This is a genomic window from Psychrobacter sp. UBA6766 (genome assembly GCF_002453355.1).
Lineage (GTDB): Bacteria > Pseudomonadota > Gammaproteobacteria > Pseudomonadales > Moraxellaceae > Psychrobacter.
Genome location: NZ_DKGQ01000024.1, coordinates 1 through 13477 on the forward strand (window position 1 = coordinate 1; position 13477 = coordinate 13477).

Consider the following 13477-nt stretch of genomic DNA (forward strand, 5'->3'; position numbering starts at 1 on the left):
TATCTAGGACAGCCCCAAAATTAATTGTCATCCATAAACTGTATTGGAGCTAATATGAGTGTAGAAAATTCGTCCGTTATACCTGATACCTCATCTGCAGGTATCGTAATTATTGGCGCAGGATTAGCCGGATGGCACGTGATTGATGCCATTCGTGCCAAAGACAAAGAAATTGCGATTACCTTAATTACGGCTGATAGTGGCGACCGTTATCACAAACCGATGCTAACAATGGCAATTAGCCAACAGAAAAACGCCTCGGATTTGGTTCGAGCGACTGGTAGCGATGCCGCAGAGGCTGCAAATATCCAATTGCTTGCCAATACGCAAGTGACGGATATAGACCCTACTAACCAAACTATACAGCTTATCTCAGCGCTGCGTTCAGATCCCGTTTATACCAATTACGCTACTATTAGCTATGACAAGCTAGTGCTGGCGATGGGCGCGCATCCTATTTTTCCAAAAAGCCTGCCAGAAGATTTGGTCTGGCATGTTAATCATATTGAGCGTTTTGGACAGCTACAAGAAAAGCTTGCCGCTGGTAGTCAGCGCATCGCTATCGTCGGTGCCGGTATGGTTGGGACGGAGATTGCTGAAGACTTATTAAAAGCAGGTCATGAAGTGACGCTGATTGATTTAAACGACGCGCCACTCTCGCAAATGCTACCAGCAAAAGCGACGGCTCGTATTGCAGCGGCAGTCAAATCGCAAGGGATTAACTTTTTAGGCGGCTATCAAGTATCGGATGTTACGCGTAATAGTGACGGCAAACTGCAAGTGAGCTATGAGCCAGTATCAGCTACTGACAGCGATGATTCTCAACAGCCGGAGTCATTAATCGTTGACCATGTCATTGCCAGTACGGGCTTGACAGTTGATGATAAATTGCCAACAGCGGCAGGGGTTGAGTTCAATCGGCGCACGGGTATTGTAGTTGATGCCACGACGCTACGTACTCATGCGTCCAATGTTTACGCGATTGGCGATTGTATGTCCATCAATGGCGTTGCTTGTCGTTATGTAGCACCGCTGCGTGCGCAAGCCGCGACGATTGCTGATGATATTTTGGGCCACGAGCACGGTGGTTATGATCATAAGCCGCCAATGATTCGCCTAAAAAATAAAGCCATATCGGTCATGGCGACAGGCGTTCCGCAGGCGCAAGGTAATTGGCAAGTGACTACTGAAAGCGATGAGGAGCTGGTCATGGACTTACTTGATGAGAACAATGATGTCAGCGCGACGGTAACAATCAAAGCGCCGCCAACGGTTAAAGCTTAATCCTTGCAGGGGTAAATCTCAGCGTTAATTTGTCTCAGTTTTTGCCAAAAAACCAGTTGTGTGACAAATGCATGACTGGCTTTTTTACATACAATAACCATGCGTTTTTATGCTATCTTTTACTAGGGCATGTCCTCAATTCAACCGATGGATATCTAAATGGGCTAAAAATGGCTAAATTTTGCCAAACGGCGTCAAATAGCTGGTTAATATCCCGATATTACCTGCGCTATTTTCCTTGTTTACCTGCAATTTAACTCACTTTTATAACCATTTTTAAAATGAGGACACGCCCTAAACTAGTATCTTTAGCATTAATTTAAATGATACATATTGTATTGCTATTGTTGACAGCCTTCGATTCAAGGCGGTATAGTAGTTAACGCTCGTCAAGACCTGTTCAAGGAAACATAAGAATAGACGACAGGCGAAAAATTAGCACCATAAAAAGTAAAGCGAAAGGACTCGTTATGACTCGAACTATTGACTTCGATACCATTCTAAATAATATTCCCACCGTTAATATGGGCGCGCGCTCCGCAAATGCGCCGCTTAGCCAAAGTTATGATAAAGGCCCCGATGTTCCGCTGATTGAGACGACCATCGGTGACTTTTTTGATGCGATTGTTGCCAAATATCCTGAGCGTGAAGCGCTTGTCGTTCGTCATCAAAATATCCGCTGGACGTATCGAGAGTTGCAACAGCAAGTCAATCAGCTCGCTAGCAGCATGATTGAGATGGGGCTTGAGATTGGCGATCGTGTCGGTATTTGGTCGCATAATAATGCTGAGTGGCTACTCATGCAATTAGCGACGGCGAAAGTCGGTGTCATTCTTGTCAATATCAATCCTGCCTATCGAACCTTTGAGTTGCAATATGCACTCAATAAATTGGGTTGTTCAGCGCTTGTTCTTATGCGCCATTTTAAAAGCAGTGATTATGCGCAATTAATCCGTGAGCTGTGCCCTGAGATTTATCATAAAGACTATACCCAGCTAGATTTGGTCGAGATTCCAACCATTGAGCGCATCATTTGGATTGATGAGCCAGACTCTGATGAAGAATTCGGTTTTATGCAGAAGTTTTCTGCTTGGATGGCGGAAGGCGATGTCAATGATCCCCGCGTTGCAGAGCGTCAGGCGCAACTTAAAAACACTGATGCTATTAATGTTCAATTCACGAGCGGCACGACAGGGACGCCAAAAGGCGCCACCTTAAGCCATCGAAATATTTTAAATAACGGCTACTTTATCGGTGAGGCAATGAATCTCACCGAAGAAGATAAGCTGTGCATTCCAGTACCTTTATATCATTGTTTCGGGATGGTGCTCGGTAACTTGGCAATTCTGACGCATGGCGGTTGTATCGTTTATCCGAACGATGGTTTTGAGCCATTGTCTGTATTGCAAGCGGTTGAAGAAGAGAAATGCACAGCTTTGCATGGCGTTCCAACGATGTTTATTGCTGAGCTTGATCATCCTGAATTTAAAAACTTTGATTTATCAACCTTGCGAACCGGCATTATGGCAGGCTCTAGTTGTCCGATTGAGGTTATGCGCCGCGTCATTGATGAGATGCATATGAAAGAGGTGACCATTGCTTACGGCATGACCGAGACCAGTCCAGTTTCTTGCCAAACCAACGAACATACGCCGCTTGAGAAGCAAGTATCAACGGTGGGATTGGTCCAGCCTGCGCTTGAGGTCAAAGTCGTCGATACCGAAACGGGTGAGATTGTGCCTTTAGGAGAGACTGGCGAGCTGCTAACGCGTGGTTATTCGGTGATGAAAGGCTATTGGGGAAGCCGCTTTAAAACGCGTGAAGCTATCCAAGATGGCTGGATGCATACGGGGGATTTGGCCACCATGGATGAAGACGGCTATGTCAAAATCGTTGGGCGAAGTAAAGATATGGTCATTCGCGGCGGCGAGAATATCTATCCGGTCGAGATTGAAAACTACCTTTATCGTCATCCTAAAATCCGTGATGTGCAAATCGTTGGTATTCCAGATAAGCGTTATGGAGAAGTGCTGGCTGCTTGGATTATTCCTAAGGAAGAGGGCTGCTTAACGGAAGAAGACGTGCGTCAGTTCTGTAGCGAGCATATTGCTCACTATAAAGTGCCAACTTACTATCGCTTTGTGACTGAGTACCCGATGACCATCACCGGTAAGATTCAAAAATATAAAATCATTGAACAGATGAAAGAAGAGCTGGGCTTATAAAGAGCGGTTCAATCTTAGCTGTAATTTTATAAACTATTTGTATGAGTAAAAACTAAAACACTCCACCGTTATAATAAAAATATTACTCGTATTTACGCATTAAAGAAAAGGGATATCATGAGCGCTATCATAACCAGTAAATTGAGTCCAAACGCTGCCGAATTTCAGCAAAACAGTGCCGCTATGCAAGAAGTTGTTGACGATTTATATCAACATCTGCGTAAAGTTGCCAAAGGCGGTTCAGAGCGCGCACGAGCCAAGCATTTAGCTCGTGGCAAGCTTTTGCCGCGCGAGCGTGTCGAGCGTTTGCTCGATGTTGGAACGCCGTTTTTGGAAGTGGCACCGATGGCAGCGCATGACATGTATGGCGAAGAGATTCCAGCGGCAGGCGTGATTGCCGGTATCGGTCGTATCAACGGCACTGAGTGTATGATTGTTTGTAATGATGCCACGGTAAAAGGTGGTACCTACTATCCGATGACAGTCAAAAAGCATCTTCGCGCGCAAGAAATTGCCCAAGAAAACCATCTGCCTTGTGTTTATTTGGTAGATTCGGGCGGTGCAAACTTACCCAACCAAGATGAAGTGTTCCCTGATAAAGAGCATTTCGGTCGTATCTTTTTTAACCAAGCCAACTTGAGTGCCGCTGGTATTCCACAAATTGCCGTCGTTATGGGTAGCTGTACGGCTGGCGGTGCCTACGTACCAGCCATGAGCGATGAATCTATCATTGTCAAAGATCAAGGAACGATCTTTTTGGGTGGTCCGCCATTGGTTAAAGCCGCGACAGGTGAAGAAGTCACGGCAGAAGATTTGGGTGGCGGTGATGTGCATACGCGTCTGTCAGGCGTGGTTGACCATTTGGCACAAAACGATACCCATGCGTTGTCGATTGCTCGTAATATTGTCAGTCATCTAAACCGTCCTGCAAAGCACATTCCTAATCAAATCAAGCCGCTTCCGCCGCGCTATGATGCTAAAGAGCTATATGGCGTTATTCCAACGGATAAGCGCAAACCTTTTGATATTAGAGAAATCATTGCGCGAATCGTTGATGACAGTGCGTTCGATGAATTTAAAGCCCGCTTTGGCACGACGCTGGTTTGTGGTTTTGCCCATATCGAAGGCATGCCAGTTGGCATTATTGCCAATAACGGCATCTTGTTTAGTGAGTCTGCGCAAAAAGGTACTCACTTTATTGAGCTGTGCTGTAAGCGCAAAATTCCATTGATATTTTTGCAAAACATCACCGGCTTTATGGTCGGTCGTAAATACGAAAACGAAGGTATCGCTCGTCATGGCGCCAAGATGGTGATGGCGGTTGCCAATGCCAAAGTACCAAAATTTACCGTTATCGTTGGTGGTTCATTCGGCGCTGGTAACTACGGCATGTGTGGCCGCGCTTATAGTCCACGCTTCTTATGGATGTGGCCAAATGCTCGTATCTCGGTGATGGGCGGCGAACAAGCAGCGTCAGTATTGGCAACGGTTAAACGTGATAATTTTGACCGTAAAGGCGAGGCGTGGAGTGAGGAAGATGAAGCGGCGTTTAAAGCACCAATTCGTGAGATGTATGAAGAGCAAGGTCATCCTTATTATGCCACCGCCAGACTTTGGGATGATGGCGTGATTGATCCTGCTGATACGCGTAACGTTTTGGCGCTAGGATTGAGCGCGGCCTATAATGCACCGATTGAAGAGACAAACTTTGGTGTTTTTAGAATGTAACATTATTGCAGTAAATATAACGTTAGTAGTCGTTTGATGCTTATAAAAATATAGAGAATGTTATGCAAAAAAAATTAAATAATTATAAAAGCCTATTGGTTAGCGTTGAGCAGCATGTGGCGACCGTAACATTAAATCGTCCAGAAATCCGTAATGCCTTTAACGATGAAATGATTGCCGAGCTGACAGAAGCTTTCACTAAGCTTGGTGCGAATGATGATGTTCGTGTCATCGTCTTAGCGGCAGCTGGAAAGGCGTTTTGTGCAGGTGCTGATTTAAATTGGATGCGCGCAATGGCAGATTATAGCTATGAGGAAAATCTAGCAGACGCCGATAAATTAGCGCAAATGCTCAAGACTATTTATGAGTGCCCAAAACCAACCGTTGCTGCCATTCAAGGCGATGTTTATGCAGGCGGAATGGGCTTAGTGGCCGTTTGTGATGTTGCTATTGCCGTTAAGATCTCCCATTTTTGTTTAAGCGAAGTACGGTTAGGATTAGCGCCTGCCACTATCAGCCCTTATGTGATTCGCGCATTGGGCGCACGAGCTTCGCAGCGTTATTTCTTAAGTGCAGAAGTTTTTGATGCCAAAAAGGCACGTCAGTTAGGCTTTATCCATGAGCGCGTTAGCGAAGAGTCACTTAATGATGCCGTTGCGGCATTCTGCGATAAAGTGGTCAAAAACAGCCCTGAGGCGGTTAAGACCTGCAAGCGTCTATTGCATGAAGTTGCAGGCGCAACGATTACTGATGAATTGATTGCAGATACCGTTAAAGGCATTGCTGATATCCGCTCATCCGAGCAAGGCCGCGAGGGCGTGCAAGCATTTTTGCAAAAGCGTAAACCGAATTGGCTAAGCGCTGATTAATGATAAAGATTTAGCAAGTTGCCGATAAATACATGATAAAAACGACAAGACACAGGGATAGTTATGTTTTCTAAAATTCTAATCGCCAACCGTGGTGAAATTGCCTGCCGTGTTGCTGCGACTGCTAAGCGTCTAGGCGTGAGTACCGTTGCGGTTTATTCTGACGCTGATCGCAGCGCTAAGCACGTAGCCGTCTGTGATGAAGCGGTTTATTTGGGTGGTTCTGCGCCAAAAGACAGCTATCTCAAAGGCGATGCAATCATTGCGATTGCGAAAGAGACTGGTGCGCAAGCGATTCATCCAGGCTATGGGTTTTTAAGTGAAAATGCCGATTTTGCTCAGGCTTGTCAGGATGCAGGATTAGTGTTTATTGGCCCCTCTGCTGATGCCATCCGCGCGATGGGCGGAAAATCTGAGTCCAAACGTTTGATGGAAGCCGCTGGCGTGCCTTTGATTCCCGGTTATCATGGTGACAATCAAGATGCCGAGTTTTTAAAAGAGCAAGCCGATAGCATCGGCTATCCTGTGCTGATTAAAGCCAGCGCTGGCGGCGGTGGTAAAGGTATGCGAATCGTCGAGAATAGCAGCGACTTCATTGGATTATTAGAATCTTGTCGTCGTGAAGCGATTACCAGTTTTGGTGACGATCAAGTATTGATCGAAAAATACGCGCTAAAACCACGCCATATCGAGATTCAGGTATTCGGTGATACGCATGGCAATTACGTACATTTATTTGAGCGAGATTGCTCGGTTCAGCGTCGCCATCAAAAGGTGTTAGAAGAAGCACCAGCGCCAGGTGTCGATACTAGCATGCGTGAAGCGATGGGAATTGCGGCGATTGAAGCGGCACGAGCGGTCAATTATTTTGGCGCAGGAACGGTTGAGTTTATCGTTGAGCAGCGCGAAGGCTCTATGAGTTTTTATTTCATGGAGATGAATACCCGCCTTCAAGTTGAACATCCAGTTAGTGAAGCCATCTCTGGTGTGGATTTGGTTGAATGGCAGCTATTAGTCGCAGCAGGCTTGCCGCTTCCTAAAAAACAAGGAGACTTGGCGATTAATGGTCATGCGATTGAAGCGCGAATTTGTGCTGAAAACCCTGACAATGGTTTTTTACCAGCGACAGGAACACTATTTACCTATCAAAAACCTGAGCACAGTACCTTTAACATTGCAGACGTGCGTATCGACGATGGCGTCCGCGAAGGCAATGTGATTAGTCCATTTTATGACTCAATGATTGCCAAACTTATCGTTCATGCGCCAACACGAGAGCAAGCGCTCGCCAAGCTTGATCGTGCGTTAGCGCAAACGCGCATCGTTGGTTTACCCAATAACGTGGCGTTTTTGCGCTATATCCTTAATACCCAGTCGTTTAGCCAAGCCAATCTTGATACGGCATTGATTGAGCGTGAAGCAGACGAGCTATTTAATCAGCATCCGCTTGAGCTATCGACGCTTGTCGTAACGGCGATTGCGCAGCAGCTTGCGAGTGAAGTTGCAATGCAAGGCGCAGATTTGGATCCATTTAGTCAGCCTAGTGGATTCCGTGCCTTTAGCGACTATACGCGCTCATTTAAATTGATTTATGACGAACAGCCTTATCACGCGCGTATTAGCAACTGGCATAATGCAACTGGGGCTCATGCTAAAAAGGGCGAAGATAATATCAATAGCTTTACCTTCGTCATTGAAAAAGAAATCGCGAATACTGAAGAGAATAGCAATATTAATGTGGCCGCGGCGACAGAAACGGTCTATGAAGGTCAAGTCAGCTATGCCAGTAGCGATGCGCATAATCATACCTTATGGCTGGAAGGCGCCCGTATCAGTGCGCAAAGTTGGACAAATAACGAGACCATTTATGTGTTTACTGATAAAGGTCGCGATGAGATTACGCTTGTGGATGTGATGGCACATGTTGGCGAAGATAGCGCTGCGGTGGGTAGTTTAAAATCGCCAATGCCGGGTCAAGTCGTCGCGTTTAAAGTAGCCGTTGGCGATACGGTCAAAAAAGGTGAGCCATTAGCGGTTATCGAAGCGATGAAAATCGAACATACCATTACCGCACCAACCGATGGGGTGGTTGCAGAATTACTGTTTGGCGCAGGTGACTTGGTTGCTGACGGCGATGAGCTGCTACGCATTGATAGTGAAAGCTGATAGCTGAGAGATGAATAAGAACAAGGCAAATAAGTGAAAAAGGACAATTAGTATGAATATCTCCTATCCAGAGCATGTCACTATCGTCGATGTCAGCCCGCGTGATGGCTTACAAAACGAGTCCATGACCGTTCCAACTGCCGTTAAGCAGGCGCTTATCGAGGATTTGATTGCCGCTGGCGTGAAAAAACTTGAAGCAACTAGCTTTGTTTCGCCAAAATGGGTACCCCAAATGGGTGACAATAGCGCGCTGCTTAAGGCACTTGCGCCAACGCGTCATGCCGATGTGAGCTATTCGGTATTGGTGCCAAATATGCGCGGTTTTGACAATGCCATTGCACATCGTCCTGACGAAATCGTCATCTTTGGCTCAGCCAGTGAAACCTTTAGCCAAAAAAACATCAATTGTAGTATCGATGAAAGTATTGAGCGTTTCGCGCCTGTTGCTGCAGCAGCAAAAGCACAGGGCGTCAAGGTTCGCGGCGTTATTTCTTGTACGGTTGGTTGTCCTTATGAAGGTGAGATTGACCCAAGCCAAGTAGCCTACGTAACCAGACGTTTAATTGAGATTGGCGCTGAGCAAATTGGTATAGCGGATACCATTGGAGTCGGTACGCCACTAAAAGTACAGCGCGCGTTACAAGCTGCACTAGAATACGCTGATATTTCTATGCTATCTGGACATTTTCACGATACTTATGGTCAAGCACTTAGCAATACTTTAGCCGCTCTGCAAATGGGCGTTAGCGAATTTGATACCTCTGTTGCTGGTCTTGGCGGTTGTCCTTATGCTAAGGGTGCTACGGGAAATGTGGCAACCGAAGATGTGGTTTATATGCTTCATGGTATGGGAATCAGCACGGGAATTGATTTGGATAAATTGGTCGTGGCAGGCGAGCGTATCAGTGAATTTTTAGGGCGTCCTAACGGCTCAAAAGTCGCTCGCGCACTGATTAATAAACGTCAGTCTTAACCAGTTTTCTGAGAATACAGTCGCTTTAAAAACATTATTTTAAAAACAGATTAAAATTTAAAACATTTATATACAAGGAATAGTTATGAGTTTACCTGGATTAAATTTTCAGCTTGGCGAAGATATCGACGCTTTACGCGATATGGTACAGCAGTTTGCTGCCAACGAAATCGCTCCGCGTGCGGCTGAGATTGATAGTAGCGATGAGTTCCCGATGGACTTGTGGCAAAAAATGGGCGACATTGGTCTTCATGGTATTACCGTTCCTGAAGAATACGGTGGCTCTGACATGGGCTATGTCGCCCATATGGTGGCGATGGAAGAGATTAGCCGCGCGTCTGCCTCTGTAGCGCTGAGCTATGGTGCGCACTCTAACTTGTGTATCAATCAGCTTAAACGTAACGGCAATGAGGCTCAAAAGCAAAAATATCTACCAAAACTTATTAGCGGCGAATTTGTCGGTGCACTCGCCATGAGTGAGCCTGGCGCTGGCTCAGATGTCGTTAGTATGAAGCTAAAAGCCGAAGAAAAAGACGGTCATTATGTGCTAAATGGTAGCAAAATGTGGATTACCAATGGTCCTGATGCCGATGTGATGGTGGTTTATGCCAAGACCAATCCAGAGCTTGGCGCTAAAGGCATGACCGCTTTTATCGTTGAAAAAGGCATGAAAGGTTTTGGTACGGCGCAAAAGCTAGACAAATTAGGCATGCGTGGTAGTCATACGGGCGAGATGACCTTTAATAATGTTGAAGTCCCTAAAGAAAATATCTTGGGAAATCTAAATGAGGGCGTAAAAGTCTTAATGAGTGGGCTTGATTATGAGCGCGCAGTATTGGCGGCGGGTCCCATCGGTATCATGCAAGCGGTGATGGACAATGTCGTTCCTTATATCCATGACCGAAAGCAGTTTGGGCAAGCGATAGGCGAGTTTCAGCTGATCCAAGGCAAAGTCGCCGATATGTATACTATCTTACAAGCAGGTCGCAGCTTTTTATATACCGTCGGTAAAAACCTCGATATGCTGGACAAACGTGGTGCAGGTCACAGCCGAGAAGTACGTAAAGATTGCGCCAGTGTAATTTTATGGTGCGCCGAAAAAGCCACGTGGATGGCAGGCGAAGGCATTCAAATCTTTGGCGGTAACGGTTATACCAACGAGTATCCGCTTGGTCGTTACTGGCGCGATGCCAAGCTTTACGAGATTGGCGCAGGCACCAGTGAGATTCGCCGAATGCTGATTGGTCGTGAGCTGTTTAACGAAACTAAATAAAGCGTTTCGACATGAATAAAAAAGCAGGACGTTTTAAGCGTCCTGCTTTTTTTATATTTATTCCACATAAACTTTAAAGATTATGACTGATTTTCATGATCAAAATAACGTGCTAACCCATTTAACAATAAATCATCGCGAAGCTTAACGGGTCGGTTGACGTGTTGAGCGATAATATTGGCATCGCCGCCAGTCATAATCACCTCAAAGTTCGGATGACGCGTGCTAATTTCATTAATAGCACCGACGATGGACAATAAGATGCCGCGATGAACCGCGTCTTGAGTAGTGATACCTTGACCGACACTATCAAAGGTGCCGTTAGAGATAGTGATTTGTTTGGTGCCAGAAAATAATGACTCGCGTTGCAGATAAATACTTGGGAAAATATAACCGCCCAAATGTGTCGCGTGGTCTATCAAATCAATCGTCACTGCCGTACCACAGCCAATCACGCATTGGCGTTTGGTTTTATCAACAGCGCCAAGCATTTGTAGCCAGCGGTCGCAGCCAAGCTGCTCGTCGTTATAGGCGCTTTTCATCAATGGATAATTGGCATCGACATGGACAAATTCAAACGGGATATTAAGTCGGCTTAATGTCTCTGAGACCTTTTTATTCAAGCCGTCACCAAGCACCGATGAGATGCCGATAAAATGCGGCGCATAACGCTCGAAGCGATCGGTCAGGCCCATCAGTAATTCGGCAGGGGCTTGCAGATGCTGTTTGGCATCATGCGAGACGATTTGTCCGATATCATCAGTAAGCCAGTACTTAAGGCGGGTGTTGCCAAGATCAAGCCAGAGCATAAAATTCCTTTTATATAGTGCTCGTTAAATAAGCGGTTTAAACTTGTTGAATAACGTCGATGCGTCCGGTAAAAAGCGCTGAAATATTACCGTTATCTTGGCGCAATTGCAAACACCCGTGTGTATCAATCCCGCACGCATAACCAGTTAGCGTCTCAACATTGCCGTTATGCTCTTGAGTGACACGTAACCGCAGCCCTGCCAAGGCATCCATAGCATCAAACTGGGTCAAAAAACTGTCCAAATTATACGTCTGTCCAGTGGGTCTTTCTAAGCCTAAATGCTCAAAGCGCGTCATCGCTGCCATTAAGGCTTTACTCATTTGCTGATACAGCTCGCGTAAGCTTGGCAATTCACTTTTTGGCTGCTCTAACGCTAATATTCGATTGATATCCTGCAAGCTAATCGCTTGGTAACTCATACCTTCGCACGTTTGCGCCGTCAGTTTCGGTGTTGCTTGAACATTGAGCCCTACGCCCATCACGACCCCAACCAACTTTCCTGATTTTAATACGGGTTCTATCAAAATTCCCGCAAGTTTATGAAAGGGCAACGTTTGCTTTTCTTGTTTATCCATCTCTGATTGACATAAATCTAATGCAGAATGATGCGAATAAAATCCCAAATCATTGGCCCATTTTACCCCAATTGGTGTCAGTTCTTGCTCGTGTAATTGTGCGTTTAATGTTTGAATTACGGGCATTTTTGCCAGTTCAACGCCGATAATCAGTGACAATAAGCCGCTAATCGGCATATGAACTGGATGATATAAAGACAGATAGACATTGCCGCGTGGCGACTGCCAAGAGCGCCCATGTTGCCCGCGGCCTGCGCTTTGAGTCTCGGCAGTCAATAAATGCTTCTCACTGGCGTGCAACGCCCCGTCTTGTACCGCAGCGATAAGCTCACTATTGGTCGAGGCGCTAGTAGCAAGGTGACGATGGTTCAGTTCGGGTAAATGGTCAAGCGCTAATGACTCGGACAAATAGGCAGGTAAAAAGTCAGATAACGGATTAATTGGCGGCATAAGTTTCGTCGATGTGTTTAATATGGCATGGATAAACTTTGATATACTGAGCGATTGTTACTCATTAAAAGTATAAAGTAGACAGCATAAAGGTCAGATTATAATTTGGCAAATGCGATTGAGAAGGTGATAAGCGAATGATTATAAGATTAAATAATTTCTATTAAAAAATAAGTACGACAGAAGGTCAATTCAATGATGTTATATGTATGGTTTGTGATTGCAGGGGCGTTTGCAGGGGTTAGTGCGGGCCTGTTTGGCGTCGGAGGCGGCATGATTATTGTTCCAGCGTTGGTTTGGATTTTTGCAGCGTACAACTTTTCGCCAGAAGTGGTGACGCATTTGGCCATCGGTACTTCGCTTGCCACCATTGTCGTGACTTCAATCAGCTCGCTCACGGCACATAATAAGCGCGGCGGTGTGCGCTGGGAAGTTTGGCGCAAAATGGCATTGGGCTTGGTCATCGGTAGCTTAGTTGGTGCGGGTATCGCCGATATGATTGATGGAAAAGTGCTGCAAGCCATCATCGGCGTTGGGGCATTATTGGTCGCTTTAAAGATGCTGTTTTTATCTAACAGAGAGCAGCTCGGCAAACCATTACCATCTGCTGGTGTACAGTTTGGCGCAGGAACTGGCATTGGAATGGCGTCGTCTATCTTTGGGATTGGCGGTGGCAGCTTGACTGTACCGTTTTTAAACTGGGCAGGACTACCGATGAAGCAATCGGTCGGCACCTCGGCCGCTTGCGGTTTGCCAATTGCCGTCGCAGGTGCGATAGGCTTCGCATGGTTTGGTCAAGACGTCGCCAATTTGCCTGAGGGCACGATAGGTTTTGTTCATGTCACGGGCTTTTTATGTATTTCCGTTGCCAGTTTTGCAATGGCAAAAGTCGGCGCCAAACTCGCCCACGTGCTGCCTGCGCTGACGCTTAAGCGTGCTTTTGGAGTGTTGTTATTGTTTGCGGGCGGGCAGTTATTGCTAAGTGGGATTGGGATGATTTAAGTTTGATTTAGAGAATTATTTCGATTGAATAAAACCAATAATTATTAGGCAGATCGAAAATTGTCATAATGAATAATACTATACATATGCTCAGTCGTTTGTGATAATATTTTGCTTAACT

At 45.8% G+C, this 13477-nt stretch carries 10 protein-coding genes; 8 read left to right on the plus strand and 2 right to left on the minus strand.

Translation table 11 applies throughout. From position 1 onward, the window contains the following. Positions 1–54 precede the first annotated feature (54 nt). The 7 genes from B4K26_RS05290 (at position 55) to B4K26_RS05320 (ending at position 10518) form a co-directional block, all read left to right on the plus strand. Entirely contained in the window at positions 55–1284 is a 1230-nt protein-coding gene (locus B4K26_RS05290; RefSeq protein ID WP_296243988.1) for an FAD-dependent oxidoreductase, read from the plus strand. Positions 1285–1754: 470 nt separating this feature from the next. Next, the gene (locus tag B4K26_RS05295) at positions 1755–3509 is read left to right on the plus strand and encodes an AMP-binding protein (protein WP_296243989.1); all 1755 of its coding nucleotides are present in this window, start codon (positions 1755–1757) and stop codon (positions 3507–3509) included. A gap of 117 nt (positions 3510–3626) precedes the next feature. Continuing rightward, on the plus strand, positions 3627–5237 hold the full coding sequence (locus tag B4K26_RS05300) for a carboxyl transferase domain-containing protein (RefSeq protein ID WP_296243990.1): 1611 nt from the start codon (positions 3627–3629) through the stop codon (positions 5235–5237). Positions 5238–5299: 62 nt separating this feature from the next. After that, the gene (locus B4K26_RS05305; protein WP_296243991.1) at positions 5300–6106 is read left to right on the plus strand and encodes an enoyl-CoA hydratase/isomerase family protein; all 807 of its coding nucleotides are present in this window, start codon (positions 5300–5302) and stop codon (positions 6104–6106) included. A gap of 63 nt (positions 6107–6169) precedes the next feature. Next, complete coding sequence (locus tag B4K26_RS05310) at positions 6170–8272, plus strand: acetyl/propionyl/methylcrotonyl-CoA carboxylase subunit alpha (protein ID WP_296243992.1); 2103 nt, start codon at positions 6170–6172, stop codon at positions 8270–8272. Between the two features lie 52 nt (positions 8273–8324). Next, complete coding sequence (locus B4K26_RS05315) at positions 8325–9245, plus strand: hydroxymethylglutaryl-CoA lyase (RefSeq protein ID WP_296243993.1); 921 nt, start codon at positions 8325–8327, stop codon at positions 9243–9245. Positions 9246–9330: 85 nt separating this feature from the next. After that, positions 9331–10518: an isovaleryl-CoA dehydrogenase gene (locus B4K26_RS05320; protein WP_296243994.1), complete on the plus strand. Its 1188-nt coding sequence runs from the start codon at positions 9331–9333 to the stop codon at positions 10516–10518. An 80-nt stretch (positions 10519–10598) separates the two neighbouring features. On the opposite strand, the gene B4K26_RS05325 is transcribed toward B4K26_RS05320, so the two are convergent. Together B4K26_RS05325 and B4K26_RS05330 are read right to left on the minus strand one after the other, a co-directional pair. Further along, positions 10599–11327, minus strand: coding sequence for a pantothenate kinase (locus B4K26_RS05325; RefSeq protein ID WP_296243996.1), 729 nt, complete (start codon positions 11325–11327; stop codon positions 10599–10601). A 37-nt stretch (positions 11328–11364) separates the two neighbouring features. Continuing rightward, a complete protein-coding gene (locus B4K26_RS05330; protein WP_296243998.1) occupies positions 11365–12354 on the minus strand; it encodes a biotin--[acetyl-CoA-carboxylase] ligase in 990 nt (329 codons plus the stop codon). A gap of 198 nt (positions 12355–12552) precedes the next feature. Here B4K26_RS05330 and B4K26_RS05335 point away from each other — a divergent pair, with 198 nt between their 5' ends. Continuing rightward, complete coding sequence (locus B4K26_RS05335; protein ID WP_296244020.1) at positions 12553–13356, plus strand: sulfite exporter TauE/SafE family protein; 804 nt, start codon at positions 12553–12555, stop codon at positions 13354–13356. Positions 13357–13477 lie beyond the last annotated feature (121 nt).